The organism is Paenibacillus farraposensis (genome assembly GCF_020736845.1).
Taxonomy (GTDB): Bacteria; Bacillota; Bacilli; order Paenibacillales; family Paenibacillaceae; genus Paenibacillus; species Paenibacillus farraposensis.
Genome location: NZ_JAFFQR010000064.1, coordinates 279,720 through 298,629 on the forward strand (window position 1 = coordinate 279,720; position 18,910 = coordinate 298,629).

General features: G+C 47.8%; 16 protein-coding genes and 1 tRNA gene. 7 read left to right on the plus strand and 10 right to left on the minus strand.

Going from position 1 to position 18,910, the window contains the following annotated elements; translation table 11 throughout:
• Positions 1-2,262, minus strand: coding sequence for a helix-turn-helix domain-containing protein (locus tag JO375_RS11085; RefSeq protein WP_229524523.1), 2,262 nt, complete (start codon positions 2,260-2,262; stop codon positions 1-3).
• Between the two features lie 221 nt (positions 2,263-2,483).
• On the opposite strand from JO375_RS11085, the gene JO375_RS11090 reads away from it, so the two are divergent.
• The 7 genes from JO375_RS11090 (at position 2,484) to JO375_RS11120 (ending at position 9,413) form a co-directional block, all read left to right on the plus strand.
• A complete protein-coding gene (locus tag JO375_RS11090) occupies positions 2,484-3,755 on the plus strand; it encodes a GDSL-type esterase/lipase family protein (protein ID WP_229524524.1) in 1,272 nt (423 codons plus the stop codon).
• A gap of 166 nt (positions 3,756-3,921) precedes the next feature.
• Entirely contained in the window at positions 3,922-4,254 is a 333-nt protein-coding gene (locus JO375_RS11095; RefSeq protein ID WP_229524525.1) for a hypothetical protein, read from the plus strand.
• A 516-nt stretch (positions 4,255-4,770) separates the two neighbouring features.
• The gene (locus JO375_RS11100) at positions 4,771-5,184 is read left to right on the plus strand and encodes a YjdF family protein (protein ID WP_229524526.1); all 414 of its coding nucleotides are present in this window, start codon (positions 4,771-4,773) and stop codon (positions 5,182-5,184) included.
• Positions 5,185-5,514: 330 nt separating this feature from the next.
• Positions 5,515-6,267, plus strand: coding sequence for an ABC transporter ATP-binding protein (locus JO375_RS11105; protein WP_229524527.1), 753 nt, complete (start codon positions 5,515-5,517; stop codon positions 6,265-6,267).
• Complete coding sequence (locus JO375_RS11110) at positions 6,264-7,280, plus strand: ABC transporter permease (RefSeq protein ID WP_229524528.1); 1,017 nt, start codon at positions 6,264-6,266, stop codon at positions 7,278-7,280. Before JO375_RS11105 ends, JO375_RS11110 begins: the two co-directional genes overlap by 4 nt.
• 50 nt (positions 7,281-7,330) lie before the next feature.
• Positions 7,331-8,668: an HlyD family secretion protein gene (locus JO375_RS11115; RefSeq protein WP_229524529.1), complete on the plus strand. Its 1,338-nt coding sequence runs from the start codon at positions 7,331-7,333 to the stop codon at positions 8,666-8,668.
• Between the two features lie 49 nt (positions 8,669-8,717).
• Entirely contained in the window at positions 8,718-9,413 is a 696-nt protein-coding gene (locus JO375_RS11120) for a TetR/AcrR family transcriptional regulator (protein ID WP_229524530.1), read from the plus strand.
• A gap of 145 nt (positions 9,414-9,558) precedes the next feature.
• Here the strand turns inward: JO375_RS11120 and JO375_RS11125 are convergent.
• From JO375_RS11125 to pyrR, 9 genes are all read right to left on the minus strand, one after another.
• Positions 9,559-9,632, minus strand: a tRNA-Ile gene (locus JO375_RS11125).
• Between the two features lie 114 nt (positions 9,633-9,746).
• Complete coding sequence (locus tag JO375_RS11130; protein WP_229524531.1) at positions 9,747-9,911, minus strand: hypothetical protein; 165 nt, start codon at positions 9,909-9,911, stop codon at positions 9,747-9,749.
• Between the two features lie 97 nt (positions 9,912-10,008).
• A complete protein-coding gene (gene pyrE, locus JO375_RS11135) occupies positions 10,009-10,650 on the minus strand; it encodes an orotate phosphoribosyltransferase (protein ID WP_229524532.1) in 642 nt (213 codons plus the stop codon).
• A complete protein-coding gene (gene pyrF, locus JO375_RS11140; RefSeq protein ID WP_322098723.1) occupies positions 10,647-11,441 on the minus strand; it encodes an orotidine-5'-phosphate decarboxylase in 795 nt (264 codons plus the stop codon). Before pyrF ends, pyrE begins: the two co-directional genes overlap by 4 nt.
• Before the next feature lie 69 nt (positions 11,442-11,510).
• The gene (gene carB / locus JO375_RS11145) at positions 11,511-14,729 is read right to left on the minus strand and encodes a carbamoyl-phosphate synthase large subunit (RefSeq protein WP_229524533.1); all 3,219 of its coding nucleotides are present in this window, start codon (positions 14,727-14,729) and stop codon (positions 11,511-11,513) included.
• A gap of 1 nt (position 14,730) precedes the next feature.
• A complete protein-coding gene (carA, locus tag JO375_RS11150) occupies positions 14,731-15,867 on the minus strand; it encodes a glutamine-hydrolyzing carbamoyl-phosphate synthase small subunit (protein WP_229524534.1) in 1,137 nt (378 codons plus the stop codon).
• Between the two features lie 61 nt (positions 15,868-15,928).
• A complete protein-coding gene (locus JO375_RS11155; protein ID WP_229524535.1) occupies positions 15,929-17,251 on the minus strand; it encodes a dihydroorotase in 1,323 nt (440 codons plus the stop codon).
• 59 nt (positions 17,252-17,310) lie between these two features.
• A complete protein-coding gene (locus JO375_RS11160; protein ID WP_229524536.1) occupies positions 17,311-18,225 on the minus strand; it encodes an aspartate carbamoyltransferase catalytic subunit in 915 nt (304 codons plus the stop codon).
• Positions 18,222-18,788 (minus strand): bifunctional pyr operon transcriptional regulator/uracil phosphoribosyltransferase PyrR, encoded by a 567-nt coding sequence (gene pyrR, locus JO375_RS11165; protein ID WP_229524537.1) that lies wholly within the window; start codon positions 18,786-18,788, stop codon positions 18,222-18,224. The genes JO375_RS11160 and pyrR overlap by 4 nt, the downstream gene beginning before the upstream one ends.
• Positions 18,789-18,910: the final 122 nt, after the last annotated feature.

The following is an 18,910-nucleotide window of genomic DNA, read 5'->3' on the forward strand; positions in this document are numbered from 1 at the left end:
TCAATTGGCTTGCTTCATCTTGCGGTAAGCCCCCGGTGTAACTTGTTCCTTTTTCCGGAACGAGCGAATAAAGTTCTGCGAATTATGATATTGCAAGCGCCCGGCGATTTCTTTAATCGTCATATCTGTCTCAACAAGCCATTTCTTGCTCATTTGCAGCCGGTAGCCCATCAGGTACTCGCTGAACGTCGTTCCGTATTCTTTTTTGAAAATACTGCTTAAATAATTCGGATTGTAATGCAGCCGGTCCCCGATCAGTTCCAAAGATAATTCCTGGTCATATTCAGCGCGGATAATAGCGGCAATTTTTTCCGAGAGAGATCGGAATTGCTGGTTTGTCTTCTCCTTCATGCTTTTTACCATAGGGAAAATAATTTGCTCCACCAGCATGCGTTCAATCTCTTCAGGGTTTCGGATGTCCAGCAGACGATGGTACAGGGCATGATTGTCTTGCGTCAGCAACACCTCGATTCCCAACAGCTGTTCCAATTGGATGAGGTTATTCACAAACCGTACCAGCAGTACCTCAAAGTTCATGGAATGATTATTCTTTTTCATCATTTCCGCCAATAAAGAACGGACCGTATGATATACCTGCTCTTCATCCCCTATTCGGATGGCTTCAAATAGCTGCGATTCCAAGTCCGCAGGATAATGAAGCAGCACTGGACCTGAAATGACCATGGAAATATCTTCATAAAAAATAATTGACTCTTTGCCTAAATTTAAACGATGATGCAAGGCTTGCTTGCTCATCTCGCATGCTTCTTTACTTTCCAGCAAGTTGCTATACGCTGTACTCATGCCGATGCTGATGGAAACGTTCAAATACTCTTTGGCCGTCCGAATCAACAAGCTCGCATCATCCAGCAATTGCTTTCTTATTTCATGCTCGTTCTTGTCGCTCAATATCAATATGGTCGCCTGGGTGTCGTCATTCAAAATAATGGGCAGCATGCGCTGCTGTTCAGGAATCGTTTCTTCCACGATTTTGTTAATAGCCAGCAGTAACACATCTTTATCTGACGGCTCGCGATCTCCCAGATTATCCAGCTGGATCAGCATCGTAATGTACATTTGATTCTCCAGCTGCGAATACCCGAGACGCGGCATTTTCCGTGCCAGCTCCTCTGCAGTAATACGCTTGCGGAACAGGTTGAGAATCAACTGGATTTCAAGCTGCGGCATCTCGGACTGAATGAGGACTTCCAGACTTTCCTTTTCTGTGACGATGGTGTCGATGGAATGAATGATCCAGTCAATTTCATTTTTGGAAGGCTCATTTTTGAGCGTAAAATCGGGGTTTTTGGGCAGGCTGTGCTTGATCTTCTGGAATGGCTTGGTGAAGAAAATAGCAATAACATATGCTACCACTACAATTAAAAGTGCTAGCACTAGCCCCATCATGATGATCCCAAATTTAGTCGTTTGAAATGCACTCGCTATTTCATTTTTGTCTAATACCGTTAAGTAAGTCCAATTGTTATAAGCAGATTTGGCATAAATGACTTGCCTTGCTGGCTGATGATTGCCTTTTTCCAATGTCAGCATGCCGGTGTTGTCAGATTTGGCCGTAACTTCTGAAATATGCCTGAGCTGCTGAGCAGACAGTAACTGTTGTATAGGCTGAGTTTCGTACATTAAATCGCCTTGATTATTCAGAATGAAGACGGGCATATGATCCTCTGTCTGAATGGTGCGATTTAGGGTCTGCAGCGATATATCGGACAAAGCAATCGCTTGCTTCTTTTTGGAGAATACAGGCAAGGTATTCACAAAACGAATTCCTTTATCTGTTTTAATCCAGAATAATCCCTTATCCTGTTCATCGATATACGTATTCATTAGTTTTTCCCGTTCTGTTTTTGTCAAATAGGACAGGCTGCCATTGGAGACTTTCCAATTCTGGTCCAGACTGATCAGTGAATATTCCGTTCCTTCCAATCCCATCGTTGCAATATAATTGAGCTGTGTATTCACATTCCTATATGCTATAAAATCCTTTTCGGTAATGGGATGCTTTACAACCTCATTAAACGAGCTGGTTGTGCTGTACGTATTAAAAGCATATTCAATGGTTTGGATTTTCTGCTCCAGACTGTTTCTCATCTGCGCCATATAGCTTTGCTTGGTATTGGAAACTCTCTCCACAACGGAGCTAATTGTTGTAAAATAAATGTAGCTGCCGAAGCTGGCCACCAGCCCTATTCCCAGAACCAGAATCGTAATAAAAATGGTGTAGAACATTTTGCCTTTTTTCATAGCGCTCCCCCTTTGTTTCTTGGTGTTACATCAAATTATAGCGCTTTCATTATGAGGTTTAAATCATTTTTTTCACGTGTGCATTAATTTTTTTTTTACATCCAGTACCGTACAACCCTGCTTTTCAAGCCGAAATGTTAACTGCCATTCTATCCGCATGGTTCCAGTTTAAGCTGATTATTTTCGTTGGCGGCATCCAATAAGAAACCTGGAGGTACCTTATGTTGCACGTTATCAATCCTGAAGAAGAGATTATAAAAGGACAATTTTCAGCAGACACGTCCTTTCTCACCCTCTATCCAGTTGCAGTTCAGGAGGCTCGTCCTTTTATATTGGTATTGCCGGGTGGCGGCTATGAGTATTTAGCCTCACATGAAGGAGAACCTATCGTCCGATGGCTGAATGAGTTGGGCATCCATGCAGGAGTACTGGAGTATCAAGTTGGCGATTTCGAGATCACCTCCTTGTTGGAGGATGTGGAGCATGCCCTGCAATGGGTTCGCCAAACTCCCAAGGATTGGCCTGTGATACCTGAACAAGTAGGGCTGATCGGTTTCTCGGCAGGCGGGCACTTGGCCTCCATTGTTGCCACCAGAGGATCGGAGAAACCCAATCTGCTGCTGCTGGGATATCCCGTCATTTCGTTCCATGGCTCTTATACACATATCGGAAGCCGTACACATTTTTTAGGTGAACAGCCAACACAGAAGCAGGTTCAAGCCTTTCAAAAAAATCATTATGTTCAAGTAAAACAGCCATTGCCCACCCGGCTGTTTATCGCCGGGGACTCCACTGCCGCTCAAAAAGGAGCTGCCGAAAAACCGATGACAGGCTGGGGCGAACACCTGCAAAGCTACTTGGGCCCGTCTGTTCATGTGGACAATCGCGCCGTGAATGGGCGTAGCACCAAATCCTTTATAGCAGAAGGCCGCTTGGCTGATATTGAAAAGGATTTTCGAGCCGGCGATTATCTGTTTATTCAATTTGGACACAACGATGAGAAAAAAGAAGATCCGACCCGTTATACGGATCCTGATGGGGAGTATCGTCAAAACCTCATTCAATACATCGAATCCGCTCGTCAGCGTGGCGGGGTTCCGGTGCTGTTGACCTCTGTGAGCCGCCGCCGCTTTACCGCAGACGGGGAGCCTGATCCGCTGGCTGTGGGAGCCTATCCCGCAGCTATGAGACAAGTAGCCGAGCAAACCCATACACCGCTGCTAGATATTTTTGCGGCTTCTCAGCAGCTTTATCGTTCCATGGGTGAAGAAGCGTCCCGGCAGCTATTTATGCATTTGCCTGAAAAAACACATCCGAATTATCCCGCGGGAATAACGGATAATACCCATTTTTCTGACGAAGGAGCAAGACAGATTGCCATGCTTATAGCAGAGGCCATTCGCCAATGCACGGAATTGTCTGGATTAAAGCAGCGTATGGTGAGATGGGATTCAGGCAGTGATGAATGTCTTATACACCAGTTTATAAAATAATAAAAAAATCCCTCAATTGTTATATTTTGATTTTCTTGCATCTTATAGGACTTTATAACTATTTTATTGTATGATTTTGGTAACATTTGTCGAATGAAGTGAAATTAACAATTTTACATGGTATATTTCAGGAGTTCATATAACAAAACATCAGGAGGAATTCTTTATGAATATTAAAAAAGCAGTATTATCAGCAGCTATGTCTTTGGGTCTCATTGGCAGTATTATTGTCCCTAGTGCGTCCGCAGCAGTAGGTCCTTCTCCGGAAATTACGCCTATTGTAGAAGTTAACGGAGTATACTACAGAACAGCTAAGCTGCCGCGAAATTATTCCTATGCACTGTCAAATTTCCCAGGGGATACCTATAAAGTGGCAAGCGGAAATGTTACCGTCTCCGCCTCCGGCGTGGTAACAACGACTACTGCAACCACCGCAAGAGTCGAAATTTACGGCGGTAACCACAAATTGAGAATGGTGTACACTGTTAAGGTACTGTAAGAATAAGGGTACTCTTTTAAGGACGCACTGTCCGAATAAACGGACAGTGCTTTTTTGTCGTATAAATCGCTAAATCGATGCTCAGCTATTTTTTTAATATTTATTTGACCCATTCAAATTTAAAATCTCAAAAAAATAATCTTATGAGTTCCTGCTACCGTATAGAGTGCATCCTCAAATATAGATATTATCCCTCCGGGGTAAAGTAAACTTTTTCAGCGCTTTCGCTTCCCATCAAGAAGATGGAAGGGCGTTGTTTTTCTCCCCCTTATCCTCAGTTCTTCATCTATTGATGATGTATGCACCCTTACCAAAAACAATCCAGGTTGAGAACTAGGATTGAGTCCCACGTATCTTGTAGACGAAACTACCTAAATCTTTTATGATGAAACCGGAGCGTAGAAACACAGCTCGGTTGGTAGTCCGGGCGTATTGGTTTATAAAACCAATATAAGTAACCTTCCCCCTCGGGATGTCCAACGACTCCGTAACACTTTTAGAGGGGGTTTCATTATTATGAAGCTAACGGTATATTTCGAAAAACCTTATTGGATCGGAGTAATTGAAACACAGGAAAAAGGCAAGGTTCGGGCCGCAAGACATGTATTTGGGTCGGAGCCGTCGGATGCCGAAGTGCTGGATTTCGTACAAAGTGGTGAACTGTCAAGGCTGACAGAACGCATGACCGCGGTGGTCGAAGGAAAAACATCTTACGATCACCGAATTAACCCTAAACGTTTACAAAGGCTGACAGCAAAAGAAATACGTTCACATGGCACCAATACTTATGCGGAACAGGCCATCAAACTCCAGCTTGAACAGCGTAAGGCTGAGAAGAGAACATTGAACCGTGAATATCGTGAGCAAATCAAGGAATACAAACGAGAGATTGCTCGACTCAAAGCAAAAGCCAAACATAGGGGACGGTAATAGTACTTTATTTTTCTTGTAATTGCTACCCTCTGTAATCGATTGAGAAACTATCGTTCTTCAAAAGACAATGAACTGTCCCAAAGCATTTTAGATCTTTGGGACAACTTTTAAATTCTTAAATGGATTTGCTATTAATTAATATACCCTAAATATTAGCGTATTTATTTTTTATTAGGTATGTAAAAGGACTCATTCCAGCTTCTGCACTGGTTGAGTCCTTTTCTCTAATTCACTATTGACGTAAAAAAAGAATTATATATAATATGGTGAGTAAGTACTCACTTTTTTTCAAGTATTTAATTAATCTCATTTGAAGCGGGGAGAGAGATGGAACCATTAACCTTGGAAGCTCTACCACAAACCTGCTGTGTTTGTATTAAGCACGTCGACCGTTTGTTTGGTAAGAAGCAGGTGCTCTTTAACATTAATCTAAATATTCCTTATTCCCAGATCTTCGGTATACTTGGCCCTTCCGGTTCTGGCAAAACGACATTGGTCAAAATGATTGCTGGCGTAGATGAAGCTACGAACGGTGAGGTGTATGTGCTCGACAAGAAGATGCCCCTACTATCCATACTGAAGGAGATCGGCTACATGGCGCAAGCTGATGCTCTGTATGGGGAGCTTACGACAGCGGAGAATCTGTATTTTTTCGCTTCCATGTTTAAAATGTCTTATGCAAAAAAACAGCAACGCATCAAGGAAGTGTTGGATTTGGTCGATTTGACGTCTTTTATAAACCGTCAGGTCAAACATTTCTCTGGCGGCATGAAGCGCCGATTGTCCCTTGCGATTGCACTGCTTCATGAACCGCCTATCCTGATCCTGGATGAACCTACGGTGGGCATTGATCCAGTGCTCAGGATGTCGATTTGGAAGGAGCTTGGGAAGCTTCGCGACAACGGTACAACTATCATCGTGACAACCCATGTCATGGATGAACTGGAGCGATGCGACAAACTTGGCATGATCCGTGATGGTAAGCTGATTGCGTCAGGTTCGCCAGGTGATCTGAAGGCCAGGACCTCCTCATCGACGATCGAAGAAGCCTTCCTGCATTTTATAGGTGAACACCGATGAGGACTTTTTCCATTACCTTACGAATATTACAGCAGGTGCGGCGTGACCCCCGTACTTTGGTAATGATGTTTTTTGTGCCGATGCTGGTGTTAACGCTGCTTTCCTTCATTTTCAACGGTTCGGATTATAATCCAAAGATTGGCGTTGTCCATGTGCCATCCAATTTTATTCATAAATTGGAAGATCAGGACGCGAAAGTGTTCCGTTACAGCGAATACGAAGCTTATGAGGCCCTCCGTGCTTCCGAGGTGGATGCCGTCATTACGCTGAAGCGGGATATTCCGCAAATCCAACTGGAGGGCAGCGATCCTAATAAAAATAAGGCCGTGCTGGCGGTAGTTCAGAAGGCAAGTCAAAGTTCTGCCGCGGCGCTCCAGCCCGATGTCACGTATGTATACGGCTATAAGGATATGTCGTCGTTTGATAACTTTGGTTCTACCCTGATCGGAATGTTTGTTTTTTTATTCGTGTTCCTGATTTCTAGCGTAGCTTTCCTCAGCGAGCGGACTTCCGGTACTTTGGAGCGGCTTCTCACGACACCAGTGTATCGATGGGAGATCGTGCTCGGCTATCTGCTGGGCTTTGGCTTCCTAACAGTGATCCAATCCGCTTTGGTGGCCTGGTTTGCGATTGATATTCTTGACGTAATGATGATCGGTTCCTACGGGTTGGTGTTGCTGGTTACCATTCTGACCGCGATGGCTGCTCTTTCAATGGGCATTTCGTTGTCCACCTTGGCCAATAATGAGCTGCAGATCATTCAGCTAATCCAGGTCACGCTGGTACCGCAGGTCTTTTTCTCCGGACTGTTCGATATTACGGCGATGCCGGTATGGTTGCAGGCGCTAAGCCGCATCATGCCGTTATCCTATGCGGTGGATGCACTGAAAATGATTATGATCCGGGGTAAAGGATTTTCAGACATTGCCGGAGATGTGGGGGTTCTACTCAGCTTATGCCTGGTTCTGTTTGCGGTGAATACCTTTGCTTTAAAAAGATACCGTAAAATCTAGCAGCTCAAGTACGAGCTAATAAGCATGTATATCTTTTCAGAGGTGATCACATGAAAAAGCTACAGGTATGGGGAACAGTGTTCGTGATGCTGCTGATGACGGGGTGCTCGGTCGGTCATGGCTCTCTTTTTGGCGAAGATTCGGACACTTTAACGTTGAAAGGCGAGATTGAAAATACAATAATTACGGCTACGAGCACAGTGTCCGGCCAAATTATCGAGATGAAAAAAGGCTTGGGAGAGACCGTTGCAAAGGGCGATGTTATTGCCGTCATTGAGCATGAAAGTCAACAGTACGCTGTGGAGCAGTTGCAGGCCTTGGTGAATCTTAAGCAGGCTGCTTTAGAGGAGTTGAAGGCGGGGGCGCGTTCGCAGGAAATTGACCAAGCTGAAGCCCAAGTAGATGCTGCTAGGGCCAAATTGGAAGATCTTCAGGCCGGTGCCCGGCCTGAAGAACTGGAGCAGGCGGAAGCAAAAATGCGGGCTGCCAAGGCCCAATACGATTTGGTCGCAGCAGGAAACCGGACCGAGCAGATAGCACAAGCCCGCAATAATATGTCTGTTGCCAGCCAAGTAGTAGACACGCAGCAGATCGTGTATGATCAAAGCAAAAAAGACCATGCAATTACACTGACCTTGTACAAACAGGGAGCTGTTTCGCGGAATGACCTGGATGCGGCCCGAAATAAGCTGGAAACGGCTAAGCATCAACTCGCTATATCCAAGCTTCAGCTCGATAATGCAAAACAGCAGCTGGCTCAACTTGAGAAGGGCGCTAGAACTCAAGAGGTCAGCATTGCCGAATCTAACTATGAAACGGCGAAAGCCAGCCTTGCATTTCTAAAGAAGGGTCCTAGCGAACAAGCCGTTCAGGCGGCCAAAGCGGCGGTGGACCAAGCCAAGGCACAGCTCGCGTTGTTGAAAAGCGGTGCCACCAAGCAGGCAATTCGTAAGGCAGTGTCCGATCTCGACCAAGCAAAGGCTCAACTGCGGCAGGCGGAGAGCAAGCTGAACAGCTATTATATCCGGGCGCTTGATGCCGGTATTATTGTAAGCAAAAACTATGAGCTAGGCGATGTTGTAAATGTCGGCAGTCAGATCGCCGACATCGCGGCAAACGATTTACAGGTTGTAGTATATATACCGGTGAAGCATTTGGATAAGGTCAAATACAACCAGACGCTGTCAGTGAGCTCGGCGGCAGGGAGACTGAAAGGGCGGATCAGCTATATTGCGCTGAAAGACGAATATTTGTCAGAAGACAAACAAAGCGACTCAAAGGAGCCGACCGCTGTTGAGATGAAGGTATCAGTCAAGGAGAAGAGCGGCGTCCTGAAATCGGGCATGCCTGCCGAGGTGACAGTTCCTCTGACTCACGGAGGAAGCTGACGAATGAGGTAGAAGAAAGTTTTGAATTTATTTTCGCTAGCAGACTATAATGGAAACACAGAGAGGAAGTGAAGTTTGGTTGCAAAATAATTTGTTCGATGAGATTATAGCCTATGCCAAGGAAACCAGCCTTAAACAAAGCGCCAAACAAAAAAAAATTCTTGAAGTAGCCATTGACATGTTCGCAAAAAAAGGTTACTCCAATACCTCTACAGCAGAAATCGCTAAGCGAGCAGAGGTGTCGGAGGGTACCATATTTAAGCACTATGGAACTAAGGATAAAATGTTGTTTTCGATTATTTTCCCGTTTATCAAAAGTGCTTTGCCGAGTTTGGCTAATGAAGTATTTCGCGAGATTTTTACAGAAAAAACGGCTACTTTTGAAGATTTTTTAATGGCTTTTTTCAAAAACCGCACCCAGTTTATAATAGAGAACCGACAAATTTTTCAAGTGGTTGTGAAGGAGTTGATTTATAGAGAGGAACTCAGAAACGAACTGCTTTCGCTTTTCCAAGAGAACATCACTCCGCGTATAAATCAGGTAGTGGATTATTTCAAAGCCCAGGGTAAGCTTATCCAGCTTCCAAATGAGATGATTTTAAAGGTGCTGTTCACTTTTATTGGAGGCTTCTTCATTTCAAACTTTGTATGGTTGAATAGATCAACGGTCAGTGATGATGAGGTTAAAACCGCAGTTCGGTTTGTGATGCACGGACTATCGAGTTCAAACGAAGGAAGCGAATAATGAAAAAATAGAGGCTGTTGAAATTTCGACAGCCTTTCTTCTTTTCTGCCCGTATCACTACTACCTAACTTCCCCTCTCCACCATAGGACTAAAAAGAGGACGAAAACAACAAAAAACCCTTGCTACGCAAGGGTTTTGAGAAAATGGGCCCTGAGGGACTCGAACCCCCGACCAATCGGTTATGAGCCGACCGCTCTAACCAACTGAGCTAAGGGCCCTCAAAAAAACATGTATATTTCACGCTACAAACTCGTAACAGCAACGTTAACTAATATACAACATTTTCTTGTGTTTCGTCAATAGCTTTGAAAATATTTTTTTATTTTTATAACTCACGGAATAAATCGGACACCATAACGCCCTTTGCGCGAGCGGTACACCTCCACTGCGCGAGGATCGTTGTAGCCGTACATCCAGCCATCGAGCTCCAGCCTTTTGGCCAGACACCCAGCCTGAAATTTAGTTGTGTACAGTCTGCCATAGTAAACCCAATACATCCAAACTCCCTCTTTTCACATGATGGTAGGAGTTAGTGTAACCGGATCAGATTCGATTTATCACATAGCATCTGCCTTGCCTCTATGAAGCTCTGCCCTATTTGCCAAAGGAAGCCGGGTCTTGACGCCAGGATCGCAGCAGTTCCATTTCCTCCTCCTGAATGGTTCCTTCACGCAAGGCAACATCCATCAGGGCCGTGTAGTTGGACAAGGTTTGCAGCTTCACACCCGCTTCTGCAAAAGCCTGAGTCGCTTTGTCCAGCTGATAGCTGAAAATAGCCAATACTGCTAACGGCTCCGCGCCTGCTTGTGCTACGGCCTGTGCTGCTTTAATGGAGCTCCCCCCGGTAGAGATGAGGTCCTCGATGATCATAACCTTTTGTCCAGCACTGATCCGGCCTTCAATCTGGTTCTCTTTTCCGTGTCCTTTGGCTTTGTCCCTTACATAGGCCATCGGCAAATTCAGCTTTTGCGCCACCCAGGCTGCATGGGGAATCCCGGCTGTAGCTGTCCCCGCGATGACTTCGGTTTCGGGATATTGCTCGCGAATAAGGGCAGCAAATGAGTCTGCAATCAGCTCACGCACCTCCGGGTGGGACATCGTAAGACGATTATCACAGTAGATAGGCGATTTAATGCCGGAAGTCCATGTAAAAGGCTGTTGTGGACGCAAAGCCACCGCCTGAATTCGTAACAGATGGGATGCGATTTGCTCAGGAATATTGTTTATTGTAGTCATACTTGTATCATCTCCTCAATAATATGTTCCACTGCGGCGCGCGGGTCTGGTGCTGCCGTGATGGGCCGGCCAACAACAATGTAGCTGCTGCCTTGGGCAATGGCTTGTCCGGGTGTAAGCACACGCGATTGATCACCGACAGCACTGCCTGCCGGGCGGATACCAGGGGTTATGGTTTTAAACTCAGACCCGCATACCTCACGAATCGCAGGCACTTCCAATGGGGATGCTACCACGCCGTCCAGTCCCGCCTCACGGGTCAATTGTGCATAACGAACGACCACATCCTGTACCGTACCAGGAATGCCCAGCTCTGTATTCATGGTCGCCTGATCTGTGCTGGTCAGTTGTGTAACCGCAATAATGAGCGGCATGGCAAGCGAGCTGTCTGCAGAAATGGCTGCCTCAGCTCCCGCTCTGGCGGCGGCCATCATACTGCGTCCTCCAGCAGCGTGCACGTTGAACATATCCACACCTAAGCGGGTGATGCTCTCGGCCCCTCCCCGAACAGTATTAGGGATATCATGCATTTTTAAATCCAGAAAAACGGAGTATCCTCTTGATTTTAATTGCTCTACAAAAGCGGGTCCTGCGCTATAAAACAACTGCATACCTACTTTTATATAACAAGGAATTCCCTCCAGCTGCCGAATTAGCTGCTCCGCCTGCTGCACATCCGGGTAATCTAACGCGACCATCAGCCGTCCTGCCATTTGCTGAAATGCTTCATTCACCGCTCTACATCCCCTTTTCACGTTAATTCTGGTACATTTTCCCGTGATAAAGGACATCCGTCAGCAAAGGCTGATGAATGTCCTTCCTTGTGTTGCTTATGTTCCAGCATCTATGTTGATATGGCGTTAGCTGCTCAGAACCGGCATGGATTCGGATGTGAAGTTAATCGTCTCCAGCATTCTGAGCAAAGCACGCACGGTATCCAGCGAGGTCATGCAAACGATGCCGTTCTCAACCGCTTCACGGCGGATGCGGAACCCGTCACGTTCTGGTGTTTTTCCTTTGGTCAGCGTATTGAAGACAAAGTTGGCTTCACCTGTACGGATCATATCCAGGATATTCGGATTGCCTTCACTCAGCTTGTTAACGGTTCTCACCGGAATGTTGGCCTGCTCAAGAGCGGTTGCTGTTCCGCCTGTGGCAATAATTTTGTAGCCCAGTCGGTAAAAGCCCTGCATCAACTCGACAGCTTCTTCTTTATCTTTATCGGCTACTGTGATGATGATCGCCCCGGTGGATGGGATTTTCATACCAGCGCCCACAAGTCCTTTGTACAGCGCTTTGGCATACTGAATATCGCGCCCCATCACTTCACCAGTTGATTTCATTTCCGGCCCGAGGGTCGGCTCGACACGGCGCAGTTTGGCAAAGGAGAATACCGGAACCTTAACCGAGACATAATTGCCTTCAGGCCACAAACCTTCTGTATAGCCCGCATCCTTAAGCTTGCCGCCCAAAATAGCCTGTGTCGCCAGATTCGCCATCGGGATATTCGTGACTTTACTCAGGAAAGGAACCGTCCGCGAGGAGCGAGGGTTAACCTCGATCACATACACTTCGTCCTGGTGGATAACGAACTGAATGTTGACCAAACCGACCGTGTTCAATTCCTTGGCGATACTGATCGTAATGTCCACGATTTTTTGCTTCAACTCGGCGGACAAGTGCTGTGGCGGATATACCGCGATAGAGTCACCGGAGTGAACCCCCGCCCGTTCCACATGCTCCATAATGCCCGGTACCAGTACGGTTTCACCGTCACAGATGGCGTCAACCTCAACTTCTTTGCCTAACATGTAACGGTCGATGAGCACAGGATGCTCCGGATTGATTTTAACGGCTTCTTCCATATACCGCAGCAGTTCCGCATCCGAGTACACAATTTCCATCGCACGTCCGCCCAGAACGTAGGATGGACGCACCAGCACCGGATAACCGAGCGCCTGAGCTGTTCCTACGGCTTCATCTACAGAAGTGACTGTGTTGCCTTTAGGCTGTGCGATAGCCAGACGGGACAGCAGCTGCTCGAACTTTTTCCGATCTTCCGCTTCGTCAATGCTTTCCAGACTCGTACCCAAAATGTTGACGCCTGCCGCACTAAGCGGAGCTGCGAGATTAATGGCCGTTTGACCGCCGAACTGGACGATAACGCCAATCGGTTGTTCCTGCTCAATAACATTCATGACATCCTCGAAGAAGAGTGGTTCAAAATAGAGCCGGTCGGATGTATTAAAGTCGGTCGAAACAGTCTCCGGGTTATTATTAATGATGACTGCTTCATAACCTGCCTTTTGAATAGCCCATACCGCATGTACGGTCGAGTAATCAAATTCGATCCCTTGCCCGATCCGAATCGGTCCGGAGCCGAGAACGATGACTTTCTCTTTGTTGGATGGAATCACTTCGTTTTCCACCTCATAAGAGGAGTAGTAGTAAGGTGTTGTGGCTTCAAACTCGGCCGCGCACGTATCTACCATTTTGTAGACAGGACGCAGGTTTTGAGTCAGGCGGAACTCCCGTACCTCTTGCTCCGTCGTCAGGCTGCTGGCCGTTTGGCTTAAATTTCGAATTTCAGCGATGGAGCGGTCGGTAAAGCCTTTGCGTTTGGCCTGATACAGCGTTTCAGAGGTCAGCTCAGGCTCTTCGGCGATTTTGGCTTCAAATTTGACGATGCCTTCTACTTTATCCAGGAACCACCAGTCAATTTTCGTTAAATCCTGAATTTCCTGTTGCTTCCAGCCGCGACGAAATGCCTCGGCTACCAGGAACAATCGCTCATCATCCGCTTTCATCAGCCGGTCTTTGAGCACTTCATCAGACAGTTCATTGGCTCCCTTCAAATGAAGACGGTGTACACCGATTTCCAGGGATCGTACCGCTTTATGGATCGATTCCTCGAATGTGCGGCCAATAGCCATCACTTCACCCGTTGCTTTCATTTGCGTGCCGAGCTTGCGGTTGGCAGAAATGAATTTATCGAACGGCCAGCGCGGTATTTTGCTCACGATGTAATCCAGTGTTGGCTCAAAGCAAGCATACGTTTGTCCGGTGACCGGATTCACGATTTCATCCAATGTGTAGCCCAACGCAATTTTGGCCGCCATTTTGGCAATCGGATATCCCGTTGCCTTGGAAGCGAGCGCCGAGGACCGGCTCACGCGCGGGTTGACTTCGATGACATAGTATTGATAGCTGTGCGGGTCAAGTGCAAACTGTACATTACATCCGCCTTCAATATTAAGGGCGCGGATAATTTTCAGAGAAGCGGAGCGCAGCATTTGGTACTCCCGATCTGACAGCGTCTGGCTCGGCGCTACGACGATACTGTCGCCAGTATGCACGCCAACCGGGTCAAAGTTCTCCATATTGCAGACAACGATACAGTTATCATTGCTGTCACGCATGACCTCGTATTCGACTTCCTTCATCCCTGCAATACTTTTTTCGATCAGACATTGTCCAATTGGGCTGTAACGCAAGCCGGAGCTTACGGTTTCACGCAGTTCTTCTTCGTTTGCACAAATACCGCCGCCCGTTCCCCCCAGCGTATAGGCCGGACGAACGATAATCGGATAACCAATGTCATTGGCAAAATCCAGTGCTTCTTCCAGCGTGTTCACAATGACACTTTCCGGCACAGGCTGCTCCAGCTCACGCATCAAATCGCGGAACAGGTCACGGTCTTCAGCTTTTTCGATCGAATTCAGTTGTGTTCCCAACAGTTTGACGTTTTCGCGCTCCAGCACTCCGGCCCGAGCCAGTTCCACCGCCATATTCAGACCTGTTTGTCCCCCCAGTGTAGGAAGCAAACCGTCCGGGCGCTCTTGACGGATAATCTGTGTTACAAAATCAAGTGTAATCGGCTCAATGTACACTTTGTCAGCCATGTTGGTGTCTGTCATAATGGTTGCTGGATTGCTGTTGATCAGCACCACCTCGATGCCTTCTTCTTTGAGCGCTTGACACGCTTGTGTACCAGCGTAATCAAATTCCGCAGCCTGACCAATGACGATAGGGCCGGAGCCGATCACGAGTATCTTTTTAAGTTCTGTATTTTTCGGCATATTAGCGCTCTCCTTTCACTGCGGCGGCGATAGCAGCCTGACGCGGTTGCTTGGGATGATTTCTTTTGTGCTCACGGATCATATCCAGAAAGCGGTCAAACAGATAACTGTTATCATAAGGTCCCGGCGCAGCCTCCGGATGGTACTGCACTGAAAACACGGGATATTTGGAATGTTTAAGCCCTTCAATCGTCTTATCGTTGTTGTTGATGTGCGTTACTTCCAGGTCGGTCCCCTGAATGGAATCCTCATTGACCGTGTAGCCATGATTTTGGGAAGTGATAAAGCAGCGTCCGCTCTCCAGTTCTTTCACCGGATGATTGCCGCCGCGATGTCCGAATTTCAGCTTCTCTGTATCCGCTCCCGAAGCAAGCGCAAACAGCTGATGTCCCAGGCAAATTCCAAACATAGGGTATTCTCCCAGCAGCTCGGCAATTGTACGAACCGCATGAGGCACATCCTTTGGATCTCCAGGGCCGTTGGACAGCTGAATGCCGTCCGGGTCGAGGCGGCGAATTTCCTCCGCCGTCGTATCATGCGGAACGACAACTACATCGCAATCTCGCTTGTTCAGTTCGCGCAAAATACCGCTTTTGGCACCATAATCGATCAATACGATCCGCTCGCCGTTGCCGGGACTGCTGAATAGATGAGGCGTGGAAGTCATAGGAACCTGATTGCGCAGTTCTTCAATGGTCATGGCAGCCATCATTTCCTTCAGTTCTTCCAGCGGCTGAGAGCCGGTCGTCAAAATGCCCTTCATCGTGCCGTGATGACGAATGATTCGGGTGAGCATACGGGTGTCGATGTCACTAATGCCAATGATGCCATATTCCTTCAGCAAATCGCCCACGCTGTATTGAGCGCGCCAGTTGCTTGGCACCGGCTCGTAATGCCGAACGGCAAAGCCGTGAACATAAGGCCGCACCGATTCAAAGTCATCACGAGTAATTCCGTAATTGCCAATCAGCGGGTAAGTCATCGTTACGATTTGTCCGCAATAAGAGGGGTCCGTCAGCACCTCTTGGTAGCCTGTAATCCCTGTGTTGAAAACGACCTCTCCTGTTTGTTTACCTTCTGCACCAAATGATGTGCCTGTAAACAGTGTGCCGTCCTGAAGCAATAATCTTGCCTGCATCCCGTCTCACTCCTCTGTATTGTTACCTGCTATTAGGTTCTATTTTTTAGTGGTTTATGTTTTATTCTGCTTCATCGGCAGACCATACTAGCTTGCCGTCTACCCAGGTATTCACGGGCCAGCCCTTGAGCTTCCAGCCTGTAAAAGGAGTGTTGCGCCCTTTACTGGCGAACGTGTGCGGATCAACTGCCTGCTCCTGCTCCAGATCAATCATGGTCAGATCGGCGGGTGCTCCTTCTTTCAGTCGTCCTGCGTTGAGGCGGAAGACACGCGCCGGGTCAGCGGTCATACGACGTACCAGAAAGTCCAAAGTCCATTTTCCGGTAGCTACAAATTTGGTATATAACAGCGGAAAAGCTGTCTCAAATCCGACGATGCCGAAAGGTGCCAGTTCCATGCCTTTTGCCTTTTCTTCCTCGCTGTGTGCCGCATGATCCGTTACGATGATGTCAATCGTACCGTCCTCCAGTCCTTCGATGCATGCCTGTACATCACGCGGTGAGCGCAAGGGAGGGTTCATTTTCCAGTTCGCATCCAACCCAGGAATGTCCTCATCTGACAGCACCAAATGGTGCGGGCATACCTCGGCAGTTACCTTGATGCCAAAGGACTTCGCATGGCGAATCAATCGCACCGATTGCTCCGTACTGACATGGCATACGTGGTAGTGTGCTCCGGTAGCTTCAGACAGCAAGATGTCGCGTCCGACGTGAATCGCCTCGGATTCGTTCGGGATGCCTTTGAGCCCGTGGCGCTTGGCAAATTCACCGTCCGTCACAGCTGCTCCCTCAACAAGGGTGTTATCCTCACAGTGAGCAATAACCGGCATATCCAGCGCTTTGGCCCGTGCCATGGCGTCCTTCATCATTTGCGCACTTTGCACCCCTACACCGTCGTCAGTAAAGCCGATGGCGCCTGCCGCCTTGAGCGCTTCAAAATCCGTCAACTCACGTCCCAGTTCGTTTTTCGTAATGGCAGCGTAAGGAAGGACCTTGGCAAGCCCTGCTTCCTGCCCTTTTTTCAGGACCAGTTGAACCGTGTCCACGTTGTCCGTTACCGGGCGTGTGTTCGGCATGCAGGCAATCGTGGTAAATCCGCCTTTTACTGCTGCGCGGCTGCCTGTCTCAATCGTTTCTTTATACTCAAAACCTGGTTCTCTCAGATGCACATGCATGTCGATTAAACCGGGGATGACCAGTTTGCCCTGAGCGTCGATGGTTTTAACCTCGCGCTCCTCTTCAGAAGCTCCTTCGGCTGTGAAGAGGTCCAATTCCGTATCCTCATTTACGATAGACGCAATTTTGCCATCGGCAATTAGAATGGATTTCAATTCCGTCTCGCCTTGCTCATTCAATACGCTTGCATTTATGATTAATTGTTTCATGTAAAATGTTCCTCCGCTCAGGTTTTCTACAACTTTTCCTACGATCCTGCCGACAGCTGCTATAGCTTCATTGCCCGTTCCATAACCGCCATACGGATGGGAACCCCGTTGGCCATTTGCGGGAAAATCCGTGATTGTTCGCTTTCCACAACGGCACTGTCGATTTCCACATTCCGATTCACTGGAGCCGGGTGCATGATGATCGTTCCGGGCTTAAGTTTCGCTGCTCTTTCCTCTGTCAGACCGTACTGCTCCCGGTATTCTTCCCCTGAGCGCAGCATCCCTTCGGCATGCCGTTCCAGCTGTACCCGGAGCATCATGACCACGTCAGCCTGCAATGCCTCTTGCATCGATACATAAGGCGCGTACGCTGCAAGATCAGAGGCTTGCATGTTATCCGGAGCACAGAAGCTGACCTTGGCACCAAACTTTTGCAAGGCCCACAGATTCGAGCGTGCCACACGGCTGTGCAAAATGTCTCCGATGATGGACACGCTTAGACCTTTAAGCTCCCCAAAGGTTTTGCGCATGGTATACAAATCGAGCAAAGCCTGCGTTGGATGCTCATTGTTGCCATCCCCGGCATTAACGAGCGGGATATTCACCTTCTCAGCGAGCTCTTGCAGTACCCCGGCTGGCTTTAGCCGGATAACTCCGGCATCAATGCCCATCGATTCGAGCGTGCGTACGGTATCGTAGATGGACTCCCCTTTTTCCACACTGGAGGCTGCAGCAGAAAAGTTCAGAACCTGAGCGCCCAGCCTCTTTTCCGCCATCTCAAACGAAAATCGGGTACGTGTACTGTTTTCAAAAAACATGTTGGCCGCGAAGCGTGACTGCAAGATTGGAACCATTTTTTGCGGCTGTGATTCCCAATAATAGGCGCGATCCAGAATGGACTCTATTTCGCTGCGGCTCATTTCTTTGAGTCCGAGCAGGCTGCGTTCTTTAAGCTGACTGGCTGTTGTGATCATTCCTGTTCCCTCCGGTTCTGATTGATCGTTACTTCGTCCTTGCCGTCCGTCTCCTGAAGCGAGACTACAATTCCCTCTGATTTGGAGGTCGGGATATTCTTGCCGATGTAATCCGGACGAATCGGAAGCTCACGGTGTCCGCGATCCGCCAGCACCGCCAGCTGAATCATTTGCGGTCGTCCGCAGTCCATCAATGCATCCATCGCCGCGCGAATCGTGCGGCCGGTGTACAACACATCGTCAAAGAGAATGACTTTCTTATCATGAACCGATACGTCAGAAGGATTCATCAGCAGCACTTTGCCGCTTTCTCTGGCTTCGGCAGCGCTACCCCGGTCATCCCGGTAGGCTGTAACATCCAGCTCTCCCCAAGGAATCGGTGTACCTTCAATTTCGGTAATTTTCTCAGCCAGTCGCTGCGCTAAATAAACTCCGCGTGTTCGGATACCTACCAGCACACAATCATCAATACCTTTGTTTTTCTCCAAAATTTCATGTGCAATCCGCGTTAATGCTCGGCGAATCGCGATTTCATCCATCAATACGTGTTTTTCGCTACTCATGCTCCCAGCCTCCTCAGGTGATCTCCCCTTCAGACCTGGTCCCGTGTTCGGATACAAAAAAGACTCCTTGCCCAAGTTTGGCAAGGAGTCTCGTATGAACAGTCTTCCACCGTTCTCCGATC